Below are 25,590 nucleotides of genomic sequence, written 5' to 3' on the forward strand. Positions count from 1 at the left end.
AAGATTCGTTAATCTTTGGGAAATGTTGTCACAACAGCCGCGGGACAGGTTTAGAGGAGACGGGACGCCGCTCTTGCAATTTGATCATAATCACCTGAATAAATGAGATTATTTTTTGCGGTCAGGGTCATTCTTTCCCCAGGATAAATTTTGCATATTAGCAACGTTATCCAGACCACGGGCGGAGCGTAACGTGCCTCAGCATATTCAGGACGATGTCTTACACAGTTTTTACTCACTGGCCGAGGTGTTTTCTAAGGCGACAGGGCTTGCCGCCGTGGTGGTGGACATTAATGGTCGGGAAATTTCCGCCTGTCATAATTTTAATTCTTTCTGTTCATTACTGCGCACCGATCCGCGATATCAAAAAAGTTGTCAGAAATGTGATAAATATTGTGCTTTTGAAGGACTGAAAGAAGAAAAAATCAGAATACTCTGCTGTCATGCAGGGTTGAGTTTTTTCTCGATGCCATTAATTCGTCAAGGGCATCTGCTGGGATTTATTATTTGTGGTCAGGTGCGCGCAAAGTATCCAGAATATAAAACGATTGTCATTGATGACGATCGGCAATGGGTTTTTGATCCCAAAATTAAATCAGCCTGGAATCAGGTTGCCATTGTTGAAAATAATCATCTGGTGGCGGCGGCAAACCTGCTTAGTTTTATTATTAATAATATCAATCCAGTCCAGAGTTCAACGCTGAGCAATGCCGATGTCCAGTTGAGCGACCTGCGGTTGTCGGCAATGGAGCTTTCGCGTCACGAAAAGAAACTGGTCGCCGCACTGCGTTATATCGATGAACACTTATACGAGGAACTGACGCTGGAGTCGGTGGCGGCACATGTCTGTTTAAGCGCCAATTACTTTAGCCGCTTCTTTAAGAAACGGCAGGGCGTGAATTTTAAAACCTGGGTGAGTCAGAAAAAAATGCAGCGGGCGAGCGAGTTACTGTGCGATCCGACGAACTCTATCGACAGTATCGCCCGGAAACTTCAGTATGCGCAGACCAGCTACTTTTGTCGGGTATTCCGGGCGGCTCACCAGACTTCTCCGCAGTCATTCCGTCATGAACAGCTCTCGCTGTAGACGCGTTCCATCACCTCTGGAATAAAAGAGAGTCGGTCGCTCAGACGGACAACATCGCCGACCACAATCAGCGCCGGCGGCACAATATTCGCTTCCTGCGCTTTGGTGAGCAATGTGCCGAGCGTACAGGTTAAGCGCCGTTGATTTTCCCGGGTGGCCGACATGACAATGGCGGCGGGCGTGTCTGGTGATTTGCCCCCCATCAATAGCTCTTCACAGATAAACGGCAGATTCGCTATCCCCATAACGATCACCAGCGTGCCGTTGAGCTTCGCAAGCTGCCGCCAGTCCTGCTGCTGATTGCCTTCGCGGGTATGTCCCGTCACGACATGAAAACCCGACGCCAGGTCGCGGTGGGTGACCGGGATCCCGGCGCAGGCCAGCCCGCCAATGGCGGAACTGATGCCCGGCACCACTTCGAAGGCAATACCTTCCTCGACCAGACACTCCACCTCTTCGGCACCACGACCAAACACGTAAGGATCGCCGCCTTTCAGACGGACAATGTTCCGATGCGTCCGCGCATGCTGAATAAGCAGGGCATTGATCTCCTCCTGAGGCACGCAATGATAGCCCGGACTTTTGCCGACGTTGATACAGGTACAGTTCACTGAGCACTCGTCGAGTATTTTAGGGTTGACCAACCGATCGTAAATAATGACATCAGCCTGTTGAATGCACTGCAGGGCTTTGAGGGTCAGTAAGGTGATATCACCAGGACCTGCGCCAACCAGCCAGACTTTTCCGGAATTTTTCATATGTCGTCCTTAATTATTGTCGGGAAAAACGGTAAAAGGAGTAAAAACGGATGGAAAAACGCCATCGTTTGCTTATCGTTAAGTGAACTGAATTCTCCTGAAATAATAAGTAAATAATATTGATTAACCCCGCAAAGTTTTTTCTCCGATAAACAAGTTATCTTGAAAAATTATTAAGAACTTATTGGCGCTATTTGTCGCAAAATAACCTTAATTAAATTGTGTTTATGGCCAGTCTTGCGTATTATTGGTTATTATTTGTTCGCCTTCTGTGTGAATAAACCATGGAGTGGATCAATGACATCCAGGTAGGAAATAAAATATAACTCTCAGGCCAATCGGGAGTCGGTTGCATTTATTTTTTATAATTTAAACTATTTTTGTACGCGGCATATGGAAGACGTTATGAGAGGAAAGATACCAAAGACTGAATTACTGGTGACGTTTGAAGTAGTGGCACGTCATGAAAGTTATACGCGTGCGGCGGAGGAGTTAGCATTAACGCAAAGTGCCGTATTTCGCCAGGTGAATGCACTTGAGGATTTTCTGCATACTGCATTATTTAGTCATGCCAAAAAGCGGATTTTTTTAAACGCGGCCGGGAAGCATTATTTGAGCATTGTTAAGGAAACGCTGAATAAACTTGAGCGTGATACCAACACCATTATGACCTGGCAGCCCACGGTGGAGGTCATTGAACTGGCGGTCAATCCGACGTTCAGTACCCACTGGCTGATCCCCAATCTGCGTGAATTCAATAAACGTAACCCCGATATTATCGTCAATATTCACTCACTGGCGAACATTGGTGATTTTCTCAACCGTGAATATGATGCGGCCATTATGCGAGAGGACTTCTGTTCGCCGTGGTCAGAAGTGGAGTATCTGTTCGAAGAGGAAATTCTACCGGTCTGTAGCGGCAGTCTGCTGTCGCAGCCCAACCAGAAACTGGCGGTCGAAGAGCTGCTCAATGAGTTTCCGTTGCTGCATCAAAGTACACGAATTAACGGCTGGCAGGAGTGGTTCGCCCTGTCGGATGTCAGTAGTCCACTGGCCAACAAAGGCCCGCGTTTTGATCTGCTGTCGATGCTGATCGCGGCGGTGCGGTCTAATCTGGGGGTCGCGCTGCTCCCGCGCTTTGCTATCCAGCACGATCTGGATAACGGTGACATGGTGATCCCCTGCGATGTGCCTATGCGTACAGGTAATCGTTTCATCATGACCTGGCGGGAAGAAAAAGCGGAATCCCGTCATTTACAGGTCTTCCGCGAGTGGTTGTTGCAAAAATCGGTGGTGTCACCCCTGGAACGCTGATGCCGGTTGGCAGGCGAACGGTAGGCCGGATAAGCGCGTGCGCTATCCGGCAACTACGTGACTACCAGTCAATTCCCGCCTGTGCCTGAATACCGTTGTCAAACGCATGCTTCACGGGGCGCAGCTCGCTCACGGTATCGGCAAGCTCCAGTAACTGCGCATGGCAACCTCGTCCAGTGACAATCACACTCTGCTGGGCCGGACGTTCCCGGATGGCGGCAATCACCTCTTCGGTATCAAGATAGTGATACGCCAGCATGTAAGTGAGTTCGTCCAGTACCACCAGATCGTAATGCGCGTCGGCCAGCATACGCTTGCTCTCTGTCCAGACGGCAAGCGCCGCCGCGATATCTGATTCGCGGTTTTGTGTTTCCCAGGTAAACCCGGTGCCCATAATGTGAAACTCAACGCCCAGCGGATGCAGGGTGTTGTATTCGCCATTATCCCACTGGCCTTTGATAAACTGCGCGACGCCAACGGTTTTTCCGTGTCCCACCGCACGCGTGGCGGTGCCAAAGGCGGCCGTGGATTTCCCTTTTCCATTACCGGTGAAAACGATCACAATCCCTTTTTGTTCCGTGGCGGCAGCCACGCGGATATCAACCTGTTCTTTCAGCTTTTGCTGGCGCTGACGATGACGGTCGCTATTGGCTCGCGCTTGCATAAACGCTCCTTAATGTCCTGCCGGGCAGGATGCACAACGGTGCTGTTGTTCAAACTGGCTGAAGAAGTTGTTGCCTTTGTCGTCCACCAGCACGAAGGCAGGCAGGTTTTCAACTTCCATCATCCAGACCGCTTCCATTCCCAGTTCGGGATATTCGAGACAGCGCAGACTTTTCACATATTGCTGCGCCAGCAAGGCGGCGGCACCGCCGATACTGCCGAGGTTGAATCCGCCGTGTTTATGACAGGCCTCGGTCACCTGCGGACTGCGGTTGCCTTTTGACAGCATAACCAGGCTGCCGCCAGCGGCCTGGAAGGCATCGACATAGCCGTCCATGCGCCCGCCGGTGGTTGGCCCGAGCGAGCCGCAAGCCATCTGGTCTGGTGTTTTAGCCGGGCCCGCGTAGTAGACAATGTGATCTTTCATATACGCCGGCATCGCTTCGCCGTTGTCCAGACGCTCTTTGAGTTTGGCGTGCACGATGTCGCGGGCAACGACAATCGGACCATTCAGGGAAAGTCGTGTGCCGACCGGCAGGGCGGATAAATCATGCAGGATCTCGCGCAGCGGACGGTTCAGATCCAGATTTACGCTCTGCGCGCTGTTCTCGACGCGGCTGGATTCAGGGATAAATTTGCCTGGATTATGCTCGAGTTTTTCCAGCCAGATCCCGTGCTTGTTGATCTTCGCTTTGATATTGCGATCGGCGGAGCAGGAGAGAGCCATCGCGATCGGACAAGAGCCGCCGTGGCGCGGCAGACGAATCACGCGAATGTCATGGGCGAAGTATTTCCCGCCAAACTGTGCGCCGATGCCAAATTCACGACTGGCGTTAAGCAGCGTGGACTCCAGCGCCGTGTCACGAAACGCCTGGCCCAGTTCATTACCGCTGGTGGGGAGGTTGTCGTAATACTTGGTTGAGGCCAGTTTGGCGACCTTGAGCGCCTGGTCAGCGGAGAGACCACCGACCACAAAGGCAATGTGGTACGGCGGGCAGGCGGCCGTGCCCAGTGATTTCATCTTCTCGATCAGAAATGCGGTGAGTTTTTCCGGTTGCAGGATAGATTTCGTCTCCTGGAACAGTGCCGCTTTGTTAGCCGAGCCGCCGCCTTTATTGACGAACAGGAAGCGGTATTCGTTACCCGGCGTGGCGCTGATGTCTATCTGCGCGGGCAGGTTAGTACCGGTGTTGACCTCGTTGTACATATCCAGCGGGGCGTTTTGCGAATAGCGCAGGTTATTGTCTTTAAAGGTGGCATAAATCCCTTTGCTGAGCGCTTCGGCATCATCGCCGCCGGTCCATATCTGCTGACCTTTGCAGGCGACAACCGTCGCCGTGCCTGTGTCCTGGCAGTTCGGCAACACGCCTTTCGCCGACACTTCCGCATTACGTAACAGTTGCAGGGCGACGTATTTGTCGTTACTGCTGGCCTGCGGATCGTGCAGGATGCTGGCTATTTGCTTTAAATGTCCGGTGCGCAGGAAGAACGATGCTTCATAGAATGCCTGTTGAGCCAGCAGCGTTAATGCTTCCGGCGCCACTTTGATGACCTCTTCGCCATCTAATTCTGTCACCGTAACATGCTGATTGCTCAGTAATTCGTATTCCGTACTCTCTTTGCTTTGTACAAAGAGTTCTTGCCAGACAAAGGGTTTAGACATGTTACTTCTCACGTTAAGGTTGATATCGCCGGAGGACGGCGTCGCGCCGTATCCGACCAACAAAAATGCCTGATTCGTAGGCCGGATGCGCATGAGCGCTCGCCGGCATCTGCTTAATGCGCCATAAAGAGATTGGCCTGCGTTGCATGGGCAACATATTCAATGGTCTGCTGGGCGCGCACGCTGTTCCCGGCGCTATCCAGCGGCGGTGAGTAAACGGCGATGGCATATTGTCCCGGAACCACTGCGACCATCCCGCCACCGACGCCGCTTTTCGCCGGAATACCGACGGTATACAGCCATTTGCCGCTGCCGTCGTAGAGGCCGGCGATGGCCATTTCTGCCAGCACCTGCGGCACATAGCGTTCATTCAGCAACTGTTTGCCGTTGAACGGCGATTTGCCCTTATTGGCCAGCACAGCCCCCATTTTGGCGAGCTGCTCAACGGTGATATCCACTGAACACTGGCGGGTGTAGATCTCCACGGCATCCTGCGTATTGCCGTAGAAGCTGTTGTACGATGCCATCAGTTGCGCCAGCGCCTGGTTATGCTGATTGGTCTCCATTTCCGATCTGAACACCGGTTCATTAACCGTGAGCGTAGCGTCGGCCCAGGCGTTCAGGTTGGCGAGGATTTTGTTCCAGCGGTCGGTTTTGTCTTTAGCATCAATCAGGCTGACGGTACTCATGGCACCGGCATTGACCAGCGGATTCTCCGGCGCGCCCTTCGTGAGTTCGACGGCGAGGCCGGAATTAAAGGGCAGGCCGGTGGCGTTCGCACCGAGTTTATCCAGCACTTCCTGCGGCCCGCGTTGTTCTATTGCCAGCGCGAGGGTGAAGACTTTGCTCAGCGACTCCATCGGGAACGCTTTATTGATGTCTCCAGCCTGGTAAATTTTGCCGTCAACGGTAGCGAGGGTAATGGCGAAGTTGTTGGGGCTGTATGCGGCAAGGGCAGGGATATAGTCGGCGACGTTGCCGTCGTGGTTACTTTTGTATTTCTGGTGTGCCTGTTCGATCAATGCGGCGTAGTCCGGTGCCGTTTGCGCCAGCGTGGCGGCGCTAAAAAACAGGCTGGCGGTTAACATGCTCGCGCCGAAGAATTTTACGTTCATGGTGCAACCTTGTTGGTGTGATTGGCATGTTGCCGGATGGCGGCGCAAGCCCCTTATCCGGCCTACAGGTTAATACTCAATGTGTAGGCCGGATAAGCAATAGCGCCACCCGGCAACCTTATATCATCAGGACATCACCACTTCTGACGGTTCAGTTGCAGGACGCTCCTGTTCTGGCGTTTTGACCGGCGCAGTGCCCCGGCAGCCTGAACCGAAGTGTTCACCTTCCCAACGACCGACAATGGCGGCACCCATGGCGTTACTCATGACGTTGGTCGCAGAACGGCCCATGTCGAGGAACGGATCGACGCCCATCAGCAGGATCAGACCCGCTTCCGGAATGTTGAACTGGTTGAGGGTCGCGGCAATGACCACCATCGAGGCACGCGGTACGCCCGCCATGCCTTTGGAGGTCAGCATCAGGATCAGCAGCATGGTGATCTGCTCGCCCATGCTCAGTTCAATGTTGCACGCCTGCGCGATAAAGACGGTGGCAAACGAGCAGTAGGCCATTGAACCCACCAGGTTAAAGGAGTAACCGATAGGCAGCACAAAGCTGGCAATCTTGGATGAGACGCCGAATTTCTCCAGTTTATCCAGGGTGCCAGGGAATGCGGCTTCAGAACTGGAGGTGGTAAACGCCAGCAGTGCCGGTTCGAGGATCGCTTTCGTCAGACGACTGATGCACGGACCGACAATCACCGTTGACAGGCCGATCAGGATCGCCCACAGCATGCCCAGCGTCAGGTAGAACTCACCCATGAAGATCCCGGCGCTCACCATCACGCCCAGTCCGCGTTCGGCGATCAGCCCGGAGATGGCGGCGAACACCGTTAACGGCGCGAACAGCATGACGTAACCTGTCAGCTTCAGCATGACGTGAACCAGCGAGTCGAGCACTTTCACGATCGGCTCGGCTTTTTCGCCAATGGCGGCCAGGCTGCAACCGAGGAAAATCGAGAACACCACGATTTGCAGGATTTCGTTACGCGCCATCGCATCCACGATGCTGGTCGGCACGGCGTGAGAGATAAACACTTTCAGCGTGAACGGTTCTGACTGCACGCCAGCCACTGCCGCAGCGTCATGGGCGACAAAGTTAATGCCCGCACCCGGCTGGAACAGATTGACGATGACCAGACCCAGCGCAATCGACAACAGCGAGGCGCAGATAAACAGGAAAAAGGTTTTCGAGAATATACGGCCCAGCGTTTTGGCATCGCCCATTTTCGCGATACCAACGACCAGGGTTGAAATAACCAACGGCGCGATAATCATTTTTACCATACGTAAGAAGATAGTGGTAAAAATAGAAATATCCTGTGCGTATGATTTTGCTGTATCTGCCGATGCCATATTATTAATAGCCACCCCGGCAATCATGCCGAGTATCAGGCCTAATATGATCATTTTTGTTAGACTTATTTTCTTCATGTTTACTCCATCGGATCAAGGCTAGTCTGTAAAATAATGTAGGGCGGCGTGCGCCTGAGCGCGGACAGCAGCTCAGATGCACGCCTGTTATGACCAACCGCATGAATTATCTGGAATACAGTGATACAGCGAAATCCTGTACGCCAATGGACGTTGTTGTATTTTTTTAATTACAGGTCGAACTCAATACTTAATAACGGCGCATGCTGCTGCGCACCATAAACATCATTGTCACCGACGTTGCCGGAAATAATATCGCGAGGCATCACGATTTTTACGGCATTCGCAGGGTCAAACCAGACGATGCGATGAATAAAATCAGGTTCAACGTTATATAAGCGGGCAATTAACTGCGGAGTTAATTGCTCAGAACGTTTTACCCGCTGATAGTCTTCGCGCGTTTTAAATAAAATATCTAACACCAGTTCATACGGTCCGGCGTTTTTGGAACGAATCACCTGCGCCAGGGTGCAAATAGCGTGTTTCATGCCTGAACTCCTTCTGGCGTCACCTGTTCGATATGGAAGTCAAAACGCAGGGCGTCGCTGGCTTCGATCAGGTGATAGATTGAGAACTCATACACCGGCCCGCTTTGAATATCGGATGGCGAGAACGGGAAGGCGAGGTTGCCTGCCGTGGCGATCCGGTTTTCGTAGCCGTAATGCAGCAGGGTAGAGCGCACCAGCGAACAGACGCTGTTGGCGATATCCTGCGTTGGCGCGACCACGTCCAGTAAAATGCCCAGTTCGTGCCCGGCAGTCTGCATCGGTTCATGATTACCCATCACGCCGTTCTTACCGTACAGGTGGAACGTCATGCGGATGCTGTCATCATTCAGTGAGAGGTTGCGGGCAACGCTTGCCTGAACTTCTTCGAGAATGGTGTCGATGCCGGCAATCATGATCGGATCGCGGGTACCGGCAATGGTCAGGCAGCGGAAGCCCACCTGGCGCGCGCCTTCCAGTTTCAGCGCATACGGCGTTTCTTCATGACGGGAACCGCTGACGTACACTTCGCCATCGTTTACCGCTGTGAAGCTGCACCCTTTCAGGTTCAGTACGCCGCCAGGGCCTGGCAGGAAGTAGGGATCGGACTTCTCATACAGGGTGTGCGCCGCCGCCGACGTTTCGGTGAACTTGCGTTTTGGATTGAACGTCTTCAGCGTAAAGCCGTTGTCGTCGATAATCCCCATCGCGCAGTCGGAACCGGAACCTGGGGTGGCGGCAATGGCCGCACATTCCAGGATCTTGCCGCAGTGCAGCGCCAGACCTTCATCAAAGCCCTGCATAATTGGCAGCGCCGCGAAGCAGGCCGGATCGTAAGCCCGTCCGCCCAGCACCACCTGCGCCCCCGCTTCCAGCGCACGCTGGAACGGCTCGATCCCCATCTGCGCCACGATATAGGTGCTCTCTTCGATCGCCTCGTGGGTCAGTGCCGGAACAAAGTCCAGCGCGGTGATTTTGCCGTTATCCAGCGCCTGATGAACCACCTCTTTATTCACATCCGATGGGATCAGGGCCATTGAGAAGGACAGTTTTTCTTCCTGCGCAATCTCAAGGATAATCTGCCGACACCACTCAAGGTGCGGTGCAGCACCGGATCCGCCGGCGGTGCCGATCACCACCGGAATGTTGTTCTTAACGCCCGCCGTGATCATATAACGCAGATCGCGTTTCACCCCGGCCCTGTCGGTAAACGGTTTACCCGCCCCCAGATAGTGGGGGCCAGGATCGGAGGAGCCTGCGTCAACCGCGATCAGATCCGGTGACTCTTCCATGGCTTTACGAAAGCTCTCTTCCGGGAAGCCATAACCCAGGATAGCCGTCGGCGATAAGATCTTAAATGTGCGTGCCATCTCTTAATCCTTAGTCTGCAACAGCGCGATGGTGCGGTTCATTTCGTTAAACACGATATTGAGACCTTCATCGAAGCCCATACCTGGCTTTATCAGCATACGCATCGGACGTGCGGCAAGAGCCACATGTACGCAGGTACGGGCGCTGATTTCGGTTTCATTACAGGTACCGCCCTGGTAGGCTTCCATCCCGTGTTTGTTGCAGTACAGCACCGCGTCAACGATGTTGTGAATGCCGCCGAGATCCGGGGTTTTGATCTGCACCATATGGCAACTGCCGGCATCGGTGAAGTCCACGATGTCCTGATAGGTGTTACACCATTCGTCCGCAACAATTTTCACGCCGGAACCCAGACGGGTCAGCTCTTTGGTGATGGCCGTCAGCATGCGGATCTGATCCGGCTTGTTGCCTGCATCGACCGGGCCTTCAATGTACAGCGGCAGGCCCTGTGCTTCTTTTTCCAGGCTGGCGATGTACTCGGCGCAGCGGACCGGGTCCATATCGAAGATCAGACCGATGGTGCCGTACACGTCGATATGCAGCGTCGGATGGTAGCGCGGGCTGCTGCGCAGGCTGAGAATACGGTCGGACAACCAGCGTACGTACTCACGCAGTTTTTCACCTTTGAAACCGAGCTTTTCTTCAACGTTGTTGATCAGCGCGTGCGGCAGGACATCAACGCCTTTGAGGATCATTTTGTCGACGGCGATATAGCGGTCATCGCCACTCTGACCAAATAAAGGAATCGCTTCCGGTACGCAGGGCAATTGCCATTCGTCGCACACGACTTCCGTTTTCAGGCGACCCGAAGCCAGCGCGGTGGCGTCAAGCAGTGCCTGTGACAGACCGTAACGAACGGCGGTATGCAGTAAATTACCGTCGATGCGCAGTTTGTCGAAGAAACGGGCGTTCGGCAGGAACGCATCCACGTCGCGGCCTTCAAGCAGCGGTTTAATGTGATCGTTGAGGAACGGAATAAAGTGTTCAGCCAGGAACAGCGGATCGCGGCCACCGGCACCGGAGTACTGCACCGCGGCGCAATCACCCACCGCCACCGCGCCGTTTTCCAGAATCAGCTGTACGGAAACGCACTCACCGGCCTGACGCACAGAGGTAAAGCCTGGGGTGACCGGATCGCCGGTATAAATAAACCCGTCATGACCTGCGCCATTTTTGATCGCCTGCTGGTCATCAAAATAGAATGAGGAGTAGCCAGCGGTGAAAAGCGCCTGTTTAATTTTCATTATGGTCTTCCTATTAATTGACTGTGGGATACAGCGTTGATGTCATCAACAACCATCTGGAATGAGGGTTTACGTCCTTCGTATTGCGCACGCTCGGCCACATAGTCGTGGTGCAGGGCGAGAATGTCTTTTGGTAGTGGAACCGAGCCAGCTTCCAGAATACGGATAGCGCCGGAGTTATCGCGAACCGGCAGGATTTTCCCGGCGTTGCAGGAGGCCGGAGCGAAAGGCACATCCAGAACGCCAGCTTCAAAGGCCAGCACCGTCCCGCGCGCAACGTCGCCGTTGCCCAGCTCAAACACTTTCTTCAGGACCGCGCGAACTTCGCTCTTAATCAGATCCACTTCCTGTTCTACTGCGGCACACGGCGGGAATTTCTGGTCGCTGACCATATTGAGCATCTGACGCGATGCGCGCAGTCCCTGGGCGTTAGCCGCGGCCGTCGGGATACCGAAGGCTTCGTGCGGGCTCTTGGTGATTACTTTGGTGGCACCGGACATGCCGGCGACCGCTGCGCCCCAGGAGATAATGGCGAATGCTTTGGATTCGTCTTCCGGGAAGCCGCCCATCCACTGGTGGAAGACGGTGCTCAGTTCATAATCATTGAAACCGTAATTCTGGAAATACTCGTGGGACAGTTCGCGCAGTGACTGGATCGCAGCAATATCCTGCGTCAGGCTGCCCACCTGGCCGTAGCCGACGGTGATGGATTTCACACCTTGTTCCAGCGCCAGCAGACCTTCGATAATCGCCACAGCATGAGACATGAACGGTGGGATCAGTGTGCCGGTCAGCGGGCCGAACGGTTCGCGGTTAATGCGAATGCCGTGTTCTTCATACAGTCCCATCAGACGGTCACAGTACTGCCAGTCGCGAATGGATTTTTCCAGCGTGACGCGCTTGGCGTAAGGAATGTTGTAGGAGATACCGCCGCCCTCGTAGCTGGTGAAGCCGCTGGCCATGGCAATCTCTGCCAGCAGACGCGCATCCGGCGTACCGTGACGTACCTGAATGGGTTTCTCCAGCGATTCGGTCATTCGGCGACAGGCCGCCACGCCGTGGTTAACCACCGGCAACCCGTTGAGCTTCGACGTCCCGGCTTCAATGGATTTCTGGATCCCAATGGCGGCTTCTTCATAACGGTTCAGACGGGTGTAGGCATCGATAGTGCTGGGCAGCAGGTCACACTCTGCCTGCAGGGTTTTCAGCAGTTCAATATGCTCATCCATCAGCGCCACGCCGGCGCGCGGCTGGCTCAGGGTTTTCCCTTCCTGGTCAGCCTTCAGCAAGGCATGAGAGAAACGTTTTTTCTCAGGAATGGTCTGCTGGTACTTCACGCCATCTTCAAAATGTTCGACGTCTTTGCCGGTATGCCACGTCTGCAACACCTGATGCCGCTCAGTCATAAATTCGTCATGGGTTAATTTCTTATTTCGAAGTTCCATTCGTCGCTGCCTTAGGTTTTATAGGGTTAAACAGTGAATGCTGGTGCGCGCAGCGGCCTGGGGATCCAGTCTGGCAACGTTTGCCAGCAGCGGGAGCAGACCTTTTGCATCGCGGTAGTACTCAAACTGAGTGGGTAAAAGAATGCGTCTGCCGTCGTCGTCCAGTTCGCGATATTTGAGCCAGTGATGGATATCAAACTGACTGGCGCGGGAGAGCCAGCCGCCCGAGCCGACCACTTTGCGCACGGTGGTCAGGTCGCGTCCCATCTGTAAATCGACGTTGCCAACGCAGGTACAGACCTGCTTTTTGGTGCCAGCGTGACGCTCGGCGGCGTAACCAACACACAGTCCGGCTAACAGAGAATCAAAGTATTTCTCTTCCTCGCTCTGCGGCAGATAATCGGGATGTGCTACCAGATGGCGCAGGTAGCCATAAAAGGCCTCCTGGCGCGCCGGCTGCTGAGCGAATACCACCTTTACCAGTTCATGGGTGCTTTCGCCTACCACCACAGCGGAGACGCGCATGCCGAGATCGCCTTCCACTGTGCGCTTAACGAACGGCTCCGGGACGCCGTGCAGTACGGTGTCGGGCGAGAGGGTATTGGCGCTGGCGGAATAGACGTCGGTGGTCGCGCCGCCCATGTCGATGAGCATGAACTCTTTCCACGCGCTGTCGACTTCGCTAATGGCTTTGACCAGTTCGTACACCGTCCAGGGCGTCGGCATGGGTTCTTCGCCGGTTTCACCGACAATCACATCCAGTCCTTTGCCTTTCACGATGCGGGACAGGAAGACATCACAAATCGCCTTGCGGGCGGCGAAGGGATTCGGGTGATCGAGGTCGGGCAGAATGTTGTCTACCGTGATCAGATCTTTGTGTCCCAGAATCGCCTGGACATCGTCCTGAATGTCGCGGTTTCCAGCGTAGATAATGGCGCAGTCGAGACTGGACTCTGCCAGCGCATGCGCGTTGGCCAGACCGTAGCTCTCTTCACCGCCATCGGTTCCGCCGGTAAACAACAGAATGTCCGGCGGCGTGGCTTCCAGCGCCTTAATGTCATGGCGATTCAGCTTATACGAGTAGTACTGGGCGATTTTGGCCCCGGCGGAATGCGCCGTGACTTTTGCCGATTCCAGAGTGATCGACGGCACCAGTCCCATTGCGGCGACGGCAAGGCCGCCTTTTGCCGATGAGGAGTATTTCAGTGTCACTTCACCGCGGTTGAGCAGTGGGCGCGCATCGGCAACGTTCAGCACCTGGTTCAGGCTGGCGAAAAAACCGTCCGCCAGATGATGGGTCGTCGTCGGAGTCAGAACGTGGTTAACCAGTGTTAACGCATCCCCCTCCTTTGCGAAGAGGGCAGCTTTGGTCCACGTCGAGCCGATATCGACAGAGACGGTTTGCATCAGATAGCCTCTTCCAGACAACGCTGTTCGATACCGTGGCGCTTGTTGATATCCATTGCCATCAACTGACAAACATCTTCGAGATCGTGGCTTGGGGCGAAGACACGCTGGAAGCCCATCTCTTTAAATTTGGCTTCGACGTCTGCGAAATCATGCTTTCCGACCACCAGGTTGCCGCCGACGTAAAGAAGGATATCGCCAATGCCGCGTTCGATGCAGCGCTCGCGCAGCCCCAGGCAGTCAATGTCGCCATGGCCATAAATAGAGGAGACGACAATGGCATCGGCGCCGGTTTCGATCGCGGCATCGATATATTCATCCTGGCTCACCATTACGCCCAGATTGATTACGCGAAAATCATGGGCAGTAAAAACGCGGTCCAGAACTTTATTGCCTACTGCATGGCAGTCAGCACCAATGACGCCAATAACGAGTGTTGATTTTTTCATGGGTAATCCTCTCCAGGACTCAGGGTAAGAAATAAAATGTTTTTGAATGTTTTAATAGGGACGGAGTGTCGTGGGGAGGCGCGATGGATGCAATTGATCTATTTTCAAAATATCTTTCGAAAAATGACTGTTCTATGAAGTAAAATTAAAATCTCTTTACTTTCATATGGTTGTGATTGTAGTTTCAACGCATTAATATTTTAATAAAAAGGTATCTATTAAACGGAGTTTCATGTTTGTGATCTGAATCTTGTTTATTTGTCTGTTAGCGAAAGGCGTCTTTAAATATTTTCAGAAGAAGAAGTGTGAGATAGATAACGGAATTAACTGAACCCTTAATATAGACATAAAAATAACTGTTAATGAAAAGATAATAATTTGTTCCGAGTACGTTTGTATTATTCAATTAAGCTGTACACCATTCCAGGCAACACCGTGTCACATTCTGGTCATTTCTTGTTGTTTCAGGTGAGTCAGTTCCGCAAACGTATCATGTCGGATTGACGGGGCGCTGAACCTGGCTAAATGAGAGTTCATGCCAGGGGAGGAGAACGATTCTTCGTCAACCTGCTGGACGGGCAGCAGCATGCCTGGCGGAATAATCAGCAAACAGATCGGCGCTGCTCACAGCGTCATTTTATTGTTAACGGAATAATAACAATGTGGTGTTAATTCATTTTTCTGTAAAAGTAAAATAATTGTGAATAACAACGTGCAGATTCTTCGTCTCTGGAAAATAACTGAAAATTGACTACGCTAAATTGAGCGGGTCAGGGCCACGGAAAATGCCGTTACCGCGTTAATTAAAGCACTGTCTTTTTATATAGACATTTTCACTTAGTAACCATCCCCACCTGCAAAGACACATGTTAGCAACATGTTTTTCACTACGATCACTCAATTTAAACACGATTAACAAAAAGCACTGTTTTTGATTTAAATCAATGTTTAAACGTTGGTAAAAGCGTGTGAAACACGTTAAATTGTCGCCGATCAAATTGGTGGAAAGGTGATAAATTCGCTATAAATTGATCACTGTCGAAAAATGCAAATCTTCCTCAATAAAAACCTGTTTATTGTAAGGATTTTGCGGCGTAATATAATTGCGGGATCAATTTGAGTTTTTTATTAACATGTTTGTAACCTTTCGCACTTTCTGTTTCCTTCTTCAGGAAAACGGTTAACGGTGAGAGTGTGCAGATAAATTTGTATTGGGGCATGCGTGTGACCCTTTCTAACGGGGTCACTCTCGGAGTCTTCATGCGATGAGCAAGGAGTCATGATGTTAGATATAGTCGAACTGTCGCGCTTACAGTTTGCCTTGACCGCGATGTACCACTTCCTTTTTGTGCCACTGACGCTCGGTATGGCGTTCTTGCTGGCCATTATGGAAACGGTCTACGTCCTTTCCGGCAAACAGATTTATAAAGATATGACTAAGTTCTGGGGCAAGTTGTTTGGTATCAACTTCGCTCTGGGTGTGGCAACCGGGCTGACCATGGAGTTCCAGTTCGGGACAAACTGGTCTTACTATTCCCACTACGTTGGGGATATCTTCGGTGCGCCGCTGGCGATCGAAGGTCTGATGGCCTTCTTCCTCGAATCCACCTTTGTAGGTCTGTTCTTCTTCGGCTGGGATCGTCTGGGCAAAGTTCAGCACATGGCGGTCACCTGGCTGGTCGCTTTAGGTTCTAACCTGTCAGCGTTGTGGATCCTGGTCGCCAACGGCTGGATGCAGAACCCTATCGCATCGGATTTCAACTTCGAAACCATGCGTATGGAGATGGTGAGCTTCTCTGAACTGGTCCTTAACCCGGTCGCTCAGGTGAAATTTGTGCACACCGTGGCGTCTGGCTATGTGACTGGTGCGATGTTCGTGCTCGGTATCAGCGCGTACTACCTGCTGAAAGGCCGCGACATTGCTTTTGCAAAACGCTCTTTCGCTATTGCTGCCAGTTTCGGTATGGCTGCCGTGCTGTCTGTTATTGTTCTGGGTGATGAATCCGGTTACGAAATGGGCGACGTGCAGAAAACCAAACTCGCGGCAATTGAAGCAGAGTGGGAGACTCAGCCTGCTCCGGCTGCCTTTACTCTGTTCGGTATTCCGGACCAGGAGTCGCAAGAAAACAAACTGGCGATTCAGATCCCTTACGCACTGGGCATTATTGCCACGCGTTCTGTTGATACGCCGGTTATCGGTCTGAAAGACCTGATGGTGCAGCATGAAGCGCGTATCCGTAGCGGGATGAAAGCGTATGAGCTGCTGGAGCAACTGCGTGCCGGTTCGACCGACCAGGCGGTTCGCGATCAGTTCAACAACATGAAGAAAGACCTCGGTTATGGTCTGCTGCTGAAACGCTATACCCCGAACGTCTCTGATGCGACTGAAGCTCAGATTCAGCAGGCGACGAAGGATTCGATTCCACGCGTTGCGCCGCTGTATTTCGCATTCCGTATCATGGTGGCATGTGGCTTCCTGCTGCTGGCGATCATTGCGCTCTCCTTCTGGAGCGTGATTCGTAACCGCATCGGTGAGAAAAAATGGCTGCTGCGCGCCGCGCTGTACGGTATTCCACTGCCGTGGATTGCTGTAGAAGCCGGCTGGTTTGTCGCCGAGTATGGCCGTCAGCCGTGGGCGATCGGTGAAGTGTTGCCAACCGCAGTGGCGAACTCGTCGCTGACCGTCGGTGACCTGCTGTTCTCCATGATCCTGATTTGTGGCCTGTATACCCTGTTCCTGGTGGCTGAACTGTTCCTGATGTTCAAGTTCGCACGCCTTGGCCCAAGCAGCCTGAAAACCGGTCGCTATCACTTTGAGCAGTCCACCGCGACTACTCAGCCGGCACACTAAGACAGGAGTCGTCAAATGATCGATTATGAAGTACTACGTTTTATCTGGTGGCTGCTGGTTGGCATTCTGCTGATTGGTTTTGCGGTCACCGATGGCTTCGACATGGGGGTGGGCATGCTCACCCGTTTCCTCGGTCGTAACGACACCGAGCGTCGAATTATGATTAACTCCATCGCCCCGCACTGGGACGGAAACCAGGTGTGGCTTATCACCGCGGGCGGCGCGCTGTTTGCTGCCTGGCCGATGGTCTATGCCGCGGCGTTCTCCGGATTCTATGTGGCGATGATCCTCGTGCTGGCGTCCTTGTTCTTCCGTCCGGTCGGTTTTGATTACCGCTCCAAGATTGAAGACACTCGCTGGCGTAACATGTGGGACTGGGGCATCTTCGTGGGGAGTTTTGTGCCGCCGCTGGTGATCGGCGTGGCATTTGGCAACCTGTTGCAGGGCGTACCGTTCCATATCGATGAGTATCTGCGCCTTTACTACACCGGTAACTTCTTCCAACTGCTGAACCCGTTTGGGTTGCTGGCAGGCGTAGTGAGCGTAGGAATGATCATTACTCAGGGCGCGACCTATCTGCAGATGCGTACCGTGGGTGAACTGCACCTGCGTGCCCGTGCGACATCGCAGATTGCAGCGCTGGTCACTCTGGTCTGCTTCGCGCTGGCGGGTGTCTGGGTGATGTACGGTATCGACGGTTACGTGGTGACCTCTGCGGTTGATCATCATGCGGCATCTAACCCGCTGACCAAAGAAGTCGCGCGTGAAGCGGGTGCCTGGATGGTCAACTTTAACAATGCACCGATCCTGTGGCTGGTTCCTGCACTGGGTGTGGCGCTGCCGCTGCTGACCATTCTGACTTCCCGTATGGAGAAAGGGGCATGGGCATTCCTGTTCTCTTCTCTGACGCTGGCCTGCATCATTCTGACTGCCGGTATCGCGATGTTCCCGTTCGTGATGCCTTCAAGCACCATGATGAACGCGAGCCTGACCATGTGGGATGCGACCTCCAGTCAGTTGACACTGAATGTGATGACCTGGGTTGCTGCGGTGTTTGTACCGATCATTCTCATCTACACCACCTGGTGTTACTGGAAAATGTTCGGCCGCATCACCAAAGAACATATTGAAAGCAACACCCACTCTCTGTACTAAGTAAGGAGCAAAACTATGTGGTATTTCGCCTGGATTCTGGGAACGCTTCTTGCCTGTGCATTTGGGATCATCACCGCGCTGGCCCTTGAGCACGTCGAGGCAAGCAAAGACGGTCAAGAAGAACACTGATGACCAGCCTTATCGCGATGCAATATAACGCGATGGACAAGCGCCCGTTACGGGCGCTTTCTTTGCTGATGGCGTTAGTGTTAGCAGGATGTATGTTTTGGGATCCCTCCCGCTTCGCGGCTAAAACCAGTGGGCTGGAGATCTGGCATGGTCTGCTGCTGATGTGGGCGGTCTGTGCGGGCATCATTCATGGCGTGGGTTTTCGTCCTCGTGCCACACACTGGCAGGGGATTTTCTCGCCTCTTATCGCCGATATCGTGCTTATTGTCGGTCTGATTTTCTTCTTCTTTTGAATAAGAAACATCCTTAATGATCTATGGGCTTGCATAAGCCCATAAATTTTTACTCTCCCTTAACCTCTTCCCATTCCCAAGCCTCAATCGCGCGCGTATAGTAGCAACGTTTAAAAGCACTAACTTGAGGTTGTGGCCTGCCATTGTGCTCAGCGCCATCCGTGAACAATGGCAGGCCACAACTTAATTGCATTACCGGGATGTAAAGTGAATACAACGCTGTTTCGATGGCCGGTACGTGTCTACTACGAAGACACCGACGCCGGTGGTGTGGTTTATCACGCCAGTTACGTCGCTTTTTATGAAAGAGCACGCACAGAGATGCTGCGTCATCATCACTTCAGCCAGCAGGTACTGTTGGCTGAGCGAGTTGCTTTCGTGGTGCGTAAAATGACGCTGGAATATTATGCGCCTGCGCGACTCGACGATATGCTCGAAATCCAAACAGAAATTACGTCAATGCGTGGGACCGCTTTGGTTTTCACGCAACGCATTGTCAACGCAGAGAACACCGTGCTCAATGAAGCTGAGGTTCTTATTGTTTGCGTTGACCCACTCAAAATGAAGCCTCGTGCGCTTCCCAAGTCTATTGTCGCGGAGTTTAAGCAGTGACTGACATGAATATCCTTGATTTGTTCCTGAAGGCAAGCCTTCTGGTTAAACTTATCATGTTGATTTTGATTGGTTTTTCAATCGCATCCTGGGCCATTATTATCCAGCGGACCCGTATTCTTAACGCTGCAGCGCGTGAAGCCGAAGCGTTTGAAGACAAATTCTGGTCCGGTATCGAACTGTCTCGTCTGTATCAGGAAAGCCAGGGACGCCGTGATAATCTGTCGGGTTCGGAACAAATCTTCTATAGCGGGTTCAAAGAGTTTGCGCGACTGCATCGGGCGAACAGCCATGCGCCGGAAGCGGTAGTTGAAGGTGCATCTCGTGCGATGCGGATCTCAATGAACCGTGAACTTGAAACGCTGGAAACGCATATTCCGTTCCTCGGCACCGTGGGTTCCATCAGTCCGTATATCGGTCTGTTTGGTACCGTGTGGGGGATCATGCATGCGTTTATCGCTCTCGGGGCGGTAAAACAGGCGACATTGCAAATGGTTGCACCGGGTATCGCAGAAGCACTGATCGCGACCGCTATCGGTCTGTTCGCCGCAATCCCGGCGGTCATGGCTTACAACCGCCTGAATCAGCGTGTTAACAAGCTGGAACTGAATTACGACAACTTTATGGAAGAGTTCACCGCGATTCTGCACCGTCAGGCGTTTACCAGCACCGAGAGTAACAAGGGGTAAACCATGGCCAGATCGCGTGGACGAGGTCGTCGCGAACTCAAGTCCGAAATCAACATCGTACCGTTGCTCGACGTCCTGCTGGTGCTTCTGCTGATCTTCATGGCGACAGCGCCGATTATTACGCAGAGCGTGGAAGTTGATCTGCCGGATGCGACCGAGTCGCAGGCTGTGAGCAGTAACGACAATCCGCCGGTTATTATTGAAGTTTCCGGAGTGGGGCAGTACAGCGTGGTGGTTGAGAAAGATCGTATGGATCAACTGCCGCCGGAACAGGTGATCGCCGAAGCGAAAAGCCGCCTGGAGTCCAATCCGAAAACGGTCTTCTTGATCGGAGGCGCGAAAGACGTGCCTTACGATGAAATAATTAAAGCGCTGAACTTGTTGCACAGTGCGGGTGTGAAGTCGGTTGGCTTAATGACGCAGCCTATCTGATCATTTGCGTCTCTGGTTTGAAAGAGAGCGTGTAACAGGCGAACAGTTTTTGGGAACCGAGAGTGTCAAAGGCAACCGAACAAAACGACAAGCTCAAACGGGCGATAATTATTTCAGCGGTACTGCATGTCATTCTATTTGCAGTCCTGATCTGGAGTTCGTTCGATGAGCATATAGAGGCTTCAGCTGGCGGCGGCGGTGGTTCCTCCATCGATGCCGTGATGGTTGATCCTGGTGCCGTGGTTCAGCAGTACGAACGTCAGCAGCAGCAACAGTCAAGTGCGCAGCGTGCCAAAGAGCAACGTGAAAAACTGGAGCAGCAGCAGGCGGAAGAGCTTCGTGAGAAGCAGGCTGCCGAACAGGAACGGCTTAAGCAGATTGAGAAAGAACGTTTAGCGGCTCAGGAACAGCAGAAGCAGGCTGAAGCTGACGCGAAGAAAGCGCAGGAACAGCAGAAACAGGCAGAAGAAGCGGCGCAGAAAGCCGCAGCGGATGCCAAAGCGAAAGCTGACGCGCAGGTGAAAGAAGCTGCCGAAGCTGCGAAGAAAGCGGCGGCGGATGCACAGAAGAAAGCGGAAGCAGAAGCAGCAAAAGCCGCTGCTGATGCGAAGAAGAAAGCGGAAGCAGAAGCGGCTAAGGCTGCCGCTGACGCGAAGAAGAAAGCCGAGGCAGAGGCCGCTAAGCAGGCTCAGGCGGACGCTGCGAAGAAAGCAGCAGCCGAAAAAGCCGCAGCGGCCAAAGCAGCAGCAGCCGAAAAAGCCGCCGCTGATAAAAAAGCGGCTGCGGAAAAGGCTGCCGCTGATAAAAAAGCTGCAGCCGAGAAAGCCGCTGCCGATAAGAAAGCAGCAGCAGAAAAAGCCGCAGCGGCCAAAAAGGCAGCGGCGGAAAAAGCGGCTGCGGCATCTGGCGTTGACGATCTGCTTGGCGATCTCAGCTCCGGTAAGAATGCGCCGAAAACCGGCGGTGGAGCAAAAGGGAACAACGCTTCTCCTGCGGGGAGTGGTAATACTAAAAATAATGGCGCATCAGGCGCAGATATCAGCAACTATGCCGGGCAGATTAAATCTGCCATTGAGAGCAAGTTCTACGACGCATCGTCTTATGCAGGTAAAACCTGTACGCTGCGGATAAAACTGGCTTCTGACGGTATGCTGCTCGATATCCAGTCTGAAGGTGGCGATCCCGCGCTTTGTCAGGCAGCGCTTGCTGCAGCCCGACAAGCGAAGATTCCAAAACCACCGAGCCAGGCGGTATATGAAGTGTTTAAAAACGCACCTCTGGACTTTAAACCGTAAGCTAAGCTTTCCCCGTCACGGCGGGGAAAACAATCTGCGGTAGTCGCTGGGTTCTGGTAGTTTTGTGTATTTGAGTTTGTTAACATTCTGCTAAATTATCGTGGGCTGATCGCCTGGATAAGGGAGATATGATGAAGCAGGCATTACGAGTAGCATTTGGTTTTCTAATGCTGTGGGCAGCGGTGCTGCACGCAGAAGTTCGTATCGAGATAACCCAAGGGGTGGACTCGGCGCGCCCGATTGGCGTTGTGCCATTCCAGTGGGCAGGGCCGGGTGCTGCACCTGAAGATATTGGTGGTATCGTTGGCGCAGACCTGCGCAACAGCGGTAAATTCAATCCGTTAGACCGGTCTCGTTTGCCACAGCAACCAGGGACTGCGCAGGAAGTACAACCTGCTGCCTGGTCTGCACTGGGGATTGATGCGGTTGTGGTCGGTCAGGTGACGCCGAATCCGGACGGTTCCTACAATGTCGCGTATCAACTGGTTGATACCGGTGGCGCACCAGGTACGGTATTGGCTCAGAACTCCTACAAAGTGAACAAGCAGTGGCTGCGTTATGCCGGCCATACTGCCAGTGACGAAGTGTTTGAGAAACTGACCGGCATTAAAGGCGCATTCCGTACCCGTATCGCGTATGTTGTACAGACTAACGGCGGCCAGTTCCCGTATGAACTGCGCGTGTCTGACTATGATGGCTACAACCAGTTTGTGGTTCACCGTTCACCGCAGCCGTTGATGTCTCCGGCCTGGTCTCCGGACGGTTCAAAACTGGCGTATGTCACCTTCGAAAGTGGCCGCTCTGCGCTGGTTATCCAGACGCTGTCTAACGGGGCGGTGCGTCAGGTTGCGTCATTCCCGCGTCACAACGGTGCGCCGGCGTTTTCTCCGGATGGCAGCAAACTGGCGTTTGCCCTGTCTAAAACCGGGAGCCTGAACCTGTATGTGATGGACATCGGCTCTGGTCAGATCCGTCAGGTGACGGATGGTCGCAGCAACAATACGGAGCCGACCTGGTTCCCGGACAGCCAGAACCTGGCCTTTACGTCGGATCAGGCGGGTCGTCCGCAAGTGTATAAAGTTAATGTTAACGGCGGTGCTCCGCAGCGTATTACCTGGGAAGGTTCACAAAACCAGGATGCTGATGTCAGCAGCGACGGCAAATTTATGGTAATGGTAAGCTCAAATAGTGGGCAACAACACATTGCCAAACAAGATCTGGTAGCGGGTGGCGTACAAGTTCTGTCGTCAACGTTCCTGGACGAAACGCCAAGTCTGGCACCTAACGGCACTATGGTAATCTACAGCTCTTCTCAGGGGATGGGATCCGTGCTGAATTTGGTTTCTACAGATGGGCGTTTCAAAGCGCGTCTTCCGGCAACTGATGGACAGGTTAAATTCCCTGCCTGGTCGCCGTATCTGTGATAATAAATAATTGATTAATAAAGGAATCATTGAAATGCAACTGAACAAAGTGCTGAAAGGGCTGATGATTGCTCTGCCTGTTATGGCTATTGCGGCATGTTCTTCTAACAAGAACGCCAGCAATGACGGCAGCGAAGGCATGCTGGGTGCCGGCACTGGTATGGATGCAAACGGCAGCGGCAACATGTCCTCCGAAGAGCAAGCGCGTCTGCAGATGCAACAACTGCAGCAGAACAACATCGTTTACTTCGATCTGGACAAGTACGATATCCGTTCTGACTTCGCTGCAATGCTGGATGCACACGCTAACTTCCTGCGTAGCAACCCGTCTTACAAAGTCACCGTAGAAGGTCACGCGGACGAACGTGGTACTCCTGAGTACAACATCTCCCTGGGTGAACGTCGTGCGAACGCTGTTAAGATGTACCTGCAGGGTAAAGGCGTTTCTGCTGACCAGATCTCCATCGTTTCTTACGGTAAAGAAAAACCTGCAGTACTGGGTCACGACGAAGCGGCTTACTCCAAAAACCGTCGTGCCGTACTGGTTTACTAAGAGAATTGCATGAGCAGTAACTTCAGACATCATCTGTTGAGTCTGTCGTTACTGGTTGGCATAGCGGCCCCCTGGGCCGCTTTTGCTCAGGCGCCAATCAGTAGTGTCGGCTCAGGCTCGGTCGAAGACCGTGTCACTCAACTCGAGCGTATTTCTAACGCTCACAGCCAGCTTTTAACCCAACTCCAGCAGCAACTCTCTGATAATCAGGCCGATATCGACTCCCTGCGTGGTCAAATTCAGGAAAGTCAGTATCAACTGAATCAGGTCGTTGAGCGTCAGAAGCAGATCCTGCTGCAGATGGACAGTTTGAGCAGCGGTGGCGCTGCCGCGCAGCCTGCAAGCGGCGATCAGAGCGGAGCAGCCGCGGGGGCAGCGACACCTGCGCCTGATGCGGGTGCTGCGACGTCGGGAGCGCCGGTACAAAGCGGTGACGCGAATACCGATTACAATGCAGCAATTGCCCTGGTACAGGACAAATCCCGCCAGGATGATGCGATTGTGGCATTCCAGAACTTCATCAAAAAGTACCCTGATTCGACCTATCAGCCGAATGCCAACTATTGGCTCGGTCAGTTGAATTACAACAAGGGTAAAAAAGATGATGCCGCGTTTTATTTTGCTTCGGTGGTGAAGAACTACCCGAAGTCACCTAAGGCTGCAGACGCGATGTATAAAGTCGGCGTGATCATGCAGGACAAAGGTGACAGTGCGAAAGCAAAAGCGGTATATCAGCAGGTTATCAGCAAATACCCAGGCACCGAAGGCGCGAAACAAGCGCAGAAACGTCTTGGTGCGATGTAATGCACAGCATGCGACCAGAAATCGAATTATTTCTGGTCGTGTCGTGCGATTCCTAAGCAGTTGAGTGATCTGCATCGAAATTTTTGTTGCGCTCAATTCTGAAATCAGTAATATATGCCGCCGTTGCCACGGGATATCAAACATCCTGAAAACAACGCAAAAGTGGGTCGTTAGCTCAGTTGGTAGAGCAGTTGACTTTTAATCAATTGGTCGCAGGTTCGAATCCTGCACGACCCACCAATCGTTACGGTGGAAAGCGATAGTTAAACGTGAAGGATAACGTTGCGTCAGCAACGGCCCGTAGGGCGAGGCGAAGCCGAGTCATCCTGCATGACCATCACTGGTAAAGTTAGTCAGTAGTATCCAGCGTAGTATCGGGTGATTAGCTCAGCTGGGAGAGCACCTCCCTTACAAGGAGGGGGTCGGCGGTTCGATCCCGTCATCACCCACCACTCGGGTCGTTAGCTCAGTTGGTAGAGCAGTTGACTTTTAATCAATTGGTCGCAGGTTCGAATCCTGCACGACCCACCAATTTAATATTAAATATCGAATTGGTGCCGAGTAAAAAATCTTTCAGGTAACACCCGAATGGGGCGTTAGCTCAGTTGGTAGAGCAGTTGACTTTTAATCAATTGGTCGCAGGTTCGAATCCTGCACGCCCCACCAATATCAAAGTGGGTTCCTGAAAAGAATAAAGCAGTAAACCCCATATGGGTCGTTAGCTCAGTTGGTAGAGCAGTTGACTTTTAATCAATTGGTCGCAGGTTCGAATCCTGCACGACCCACCAGTGTAAAAAGGCGCCCTAAAGGCGCCTTTTTGCTATGCGCAGAATTTAATGATTCGAACCTGCAGCAGGTTCGGTGTTGAGCGTAGCGAAACAACGGAGCCGCTGGCGGCGACGGCCCGAAGGGCGAGCG

At 52.8% G+C, this 25,590-nt stretch carries 24 protein-coding genes and 5 tRNA genes; 18 read left to right on the top strand and 11 right to left on the bottom strand.

What is annotated here, in order from left to right; genetic code table 11:
- Nucleotides 1-193 precede the first annotated feature (193 nt).
- Nucleotides 194-1,087 carry a PocR ligand-binding domain-containing protein gene (locus tag OGY35_RS15320; RefSeq protein WP_152405424.1) on the top strand — a complete coding sequence of 298 codons (894 nt, stop codon included), beginning with the start codon at nucleotides 194-196 and terminating at the stop codon, nucleotides 1,085-1,087.
- On the opposite strand, the gene cobA is transcribed toward OGY35_RS15320, so the two are convergent.
- Nucleotides 1,066-1,845, bottom strand: coding sequence for a uroporphyrinogen-III C-methyltransferase (gene cobA, locus OGY35_RS15325; protein ID WP_286632713.1), 780 nt, complete (start codon nucleotides 1,843-1,845; stop codon nucleotides 1,066-1,068). The genes OGY35_RS15320 and cobA overlap by 22 nt on opposite strands.
- A gap of 405 nt (nucleotides 1,846-2,250) precedes the next feature.
- Between cobA and OGY35_RS15330 the strand changes: the two genes are divergently transcribed.
- Nucleotides 2,251-3,159 (top strand): LysR family transcriptional regulator, encoded by a 909-nt coding sequence (locus tag OGY35_RS15330; protein WP_152405422.1) that lies wholly within the window; start codon nucleotides 2,251-2,253, stop codon nucleotides 3,157-3,159.
- Nucleotides 3,160-3,220: 61 nt separating this feature from the next.
- Here OGY35_RS15330 and cobO read toward each other — a convergent pair whose 3' ends face one another.
- The 10 genes from cobO to glmS form a co-directional block, all read right to left on the bottom strand.
- Nucleotides 3,221-3,823, bottom strand: coding sequence for a cob(I)yrinic acid a,c-diamide adenosyltransferase (cobO, locus tag OGY35_RS15335; RefSeq protein ID WP_152405421.1), 603 nt, complete (start codon nucleotides 3,821-3,823; stop codon nucleotides 3,221-3,223).
- A 9-nt stretch (nucleotides 3,824-3,832) separates the two neighbouring features.
- Complete coding sequence (locus OGY35_RS15340; protein WP_286632714.1) at nucleotides 3,833-5,485, bottom strand: class I fumarate hydratase; 1,653 nt, start codon at nucleotides 5,483-5,485, stop codon at nucleotides 3,833-3,835.
- Nucleotides 5,486-5,598: 113 nt separating this feature from the next.
- A complete protein-coding gene (glsA, locus tag OGY35_RS15345; protein ID WP_286632716.1) occupies nucleotides 5,599-6,600 on the bottom strand; it encodes a glutaminase A in 1,002 nt (333 codons plus the stop codon).
- Nucleotides 6,601-6,726: 126 nt separating this feature from the next.
- Nucleotides 6,727-8,034, bottom strand: coding sequence for a dicarboxylate/amino acid:cation symporter (locus OGY35_RS15350; RefSeq protein WP_102602246.1), 1,308 nt, complete (start codon nucleotides 8,032-8,034; stop codon nucleotides 6,727-6,729).
- 170 nt (nucleotides 8,035-8,204) lie between these two features.
- Entirely contained in the window at nucleotides 8,205-8,522 is a 318-nt protein-coding gene (locus OGY35_RS15355; protein ID WP_042320615.1) for a DUF4387 domain-containing protein, read from the bottom strand.
- A complete protein-coding gene (locus OGY35_RS15360) occupies nucleotides 8,519-9,889 on the bottom strand; it encodes an acyclic terpene utilization AtuA family protein (RefSeq protein ID WP_046477579.1) in 1,371 nt (456 codons plus the stop codon). Before OGY35_RS15360 ends, OGY35_RS15355 begins: the two co-directional genes overlap by 4 nt.
- Nucleotides 9,890-9,892: 3 nt before the next feature.
- On the bottom strand, nucleotides 9,893-11,134 hold the full coding sequence (locus tag OGY35_RS15365; RefSeq protein WP_046477582.1) for a methylaspartate ammonia-lyase: 1,242 nt from the start codon (nucleotides 11,132-11,134) through the stop codon (nucleotides 9,893-9,895).
- A complete protein-coding gene (locus tag OGY35_RS15370) occupies nucleotides 11,134-12,579 on the bottom strand; it encodes a methylaspartate mutase subunit E (RefSeq protein WP_046477584.1) in 1,446 nt (481 codons plus the stop codon). The genes OGY35_RS15365 and OGY35_RS15370 overlap by 1 nt, the downstream gene beginning before the upstream one ends.
- 18 nt (nucleotides 12,580-12,597) lie before the next feature.
- Nucleotides 12,598-13,986, bottom strand: coding sequence for a methylaspartate mutase accessory protein GlmL (glmL, locus tag OGY35_RS15375; RefSeq protein WP_152405417.1), 1,389 nt, complete (start codon nucleotides 13,984-13,986; stop codon nucleotides 12,598-12,600).
- A complete protein-coding gene (gene glmS / locus OGY35_RS15380; RefSeq protein ID WP_152405416.1) occupies nucleotides 13,986-14,435 on the bottom strand; it encodes a methylaspartate mutase subunit S in 450 nt (149 codons plus the stop codon). The genes glmL and glmS overlap by 1 nt, the downstream gene beginning before the upstream one ends.
- Before the next feature lie 1,282 nt (nucleotides 14,436-15,717).
- On the opposite strand from glmS, the gene cydA reads away from it, so the two are divergent.
- From cydA to OGY35_RS15460, 16 genes are all read left to right on the top strand, one after another.
- Nucleotides 15,718-17,286 carry a cytochrome ubiquinol oxidase subunit I gene (gene cydA / locus OGY35_RS15385; protein ID WP_286632727.1) on the top strand — a complete coding sequence of 523 codons (1,569 nt, stop codon included), beginning with the start codon at nucleotides 15,718-15,720 and terminating at the stop codon, nucleotides 17,284-17,286.
- A gap of 15 nt (nucleotides 17,287-17,301) precedes the next feature.
- The gene (cydB, locus tag OGY35_RS15390) at nucleotides 17,302-18,441 is read left to right on the top strand and encodes a cytochrome d ubiquinol oxidase subunit II (protein ID WP_152405415.1); all 1,140 of its coding nucleotides are present in this window, start codon (nucleotides 17,302-17,304) and stop codon (nucleotides 18,439-18,441) included.
- 15 nt (nucleotides 18,442-18,456) lie between these two features.
- Nucleotides 18,457-18,570, top strand: a complete 114-nt coding sequence (cydX, locus tag OGY35_RS15395) for a cytochrome bd-I oxidase subunit CydX (RefSeq protein ID WP_042320599.1) — start codon at nucleotides 18,457-18,459, stop codon at nucleotides 18,568-18,570.
- Nucleotides 18,570-18,863, top strand: a complete 294-nt coding sequence (ybgE, locus tag OGY35_RS15400) for a cyd operon protein YbgE (protein WP_152405414.1) — start codon at nucleotides 18,570-18,572, stop codon at nucleotides 18,861-18,863. Before cydX ends, ybgE begins: the two co-directional genes overlap by 1 nt.
- A gap of 207 nt (nucleotides 18,864-19,070) precedes the next feature.
- Entirely contained in the window at nucleotides 19,071-19,475 is a 405-nt protein-coding gene (gene ybgC, locus OGY35_RS15405; protein WP_152405413.1) for a tol-pal system-associated acyl-CoA thioesterase, read from the top strand.
- Nucleotides 19,472-20,164 carry a Tol-Pal system protein TolQ gene (gene tolQ, locus OGY35_RS15410; protein ID WP_178823566.1) on the top strand — a complete coding sequence of 231 codons (693 nt, stop codon included), beginning with the start codon at nucleotides 19,472-19,474 and terminating at the stop codon, nucleotides 20,162-20,164. Before ybgC ends, tolQ begins: the two co-directional genes overlap by 4 nt.
- Nucleotides 20,165-20,167: 3 nt before the next feature.
- Nucleotides 20,168-20,596 carry a colicin uptake protein TolR gene (gene tolR / locus OGY35_RS15415; protein WP_046477596.1) on the top strand — a complete coding sequence of 143 codons (429 nt, stop codon included), beginning with the start codon at nucleotides 20,168-20,170 and terminating at the stop codon, nucleotides 20,594-20,596.
- 62 nt (nucleotides 20,597-20,658) lie between these two features.
- Nucleotides 20,659-21,891, top strand: coding sequence for a cell envelope integrity protein TolA (tolA, locus tag OGY35_RS15420; RefSeq protein ID WP_286632717.1), 1,233 nt, complete (start codon nucleotides 20,659-20,661; stop codon nucleotides 21,889-21,891).
- Between the two features lie 131 nt (nucleotides 21,892-22,022).
- A complete protein-coding gene (tolB, locus tag OGY35_RS15425; RefSeq protein ID WP_152406370.1) occupies nucleotides 22,023-23,315 on the top strand; it encodes a Tol-Pal system beta propeller repeat protein TolB in 1,293 nt (430 codons plus the stop codon).
- A gap of 34 nt (nucleotides 23,316-23,349) precedes the next feature.
- Nucleotides 23,350-23,868 (top strand): peptidoglycan-associated lipoprotein Pal, encoded by a 519-nt coding sequence (pal, locus tag OGY35_RS15430; RefSeq protein WP_006685431.1) that lies wholly within the window; start codon nucleotides 23,350-23,352, stop codon nucleotides 23,866-23,868.
- A 9-nt stretch (nucleotides 23,869-23,877) separates the two neighbouring features.
- Nucleotides 23,878-24,672 (top strand): cell division protein CpoB, encoded by a 795-nt coding sequence (gene cpoB, locus OGY35_RS15435; protein ID WP_152405410.1) that lies wholly within the window; start codon nucleotides 23,878-23,880, stop codon nucleotides 24,670-24,672.
- A 164-nt stretch (nucleotides 24,673-24,836) separates the two neighbouring features.
- Nucleotides 24,837-24,912: transfer RNA gene (locus OGY35_RS15440), tRNA-Lys, on the top strand.
- Nucleotides 24,913-25,048: 136 nt separating this feature from the next.
- Nucleotides 25,049-25,124 (top strand) — tRNA-Val (locus tag OGY35_RS15445).
- A 3-nt stretch (nucleotides 25,125-25,127) separates the two neighbouring features.
- Nucleotides 25,128-25,203: transfer RNA gene (locus tag OGY35_RS15450), tRNA-Lys, on the top strand.
- A gap of 59 nt (nucleotides 25,204-25,262) precedes the next feature.
- A tRNA-Lys gene (locus OGY35_RS15455) sits at nucleotides 25,263-25,338 on the top strand.
- 46 nt (nucleotides 25,339-25,384) lie between these two features.
- Nucleotides 25,385-25,460 (top strand) — tRNA-Lys (locus OGY35_RS15460).
- The last annotated feature ends 130 nt before the right edge of the window (nucleotides 25,461-25,590 follow it).

The organism is Citrobacter sp. Ct235 (genome assembly GCF_030332305.1).
GTDB classification, from domain to species: domain Bacteria; phylum Pseudomonadota; class Gammaproteobacteria; order Enterobacterales; family Enterobacteriaceae; genus Citrobacter_A; species Citrobacter_A telavivensis.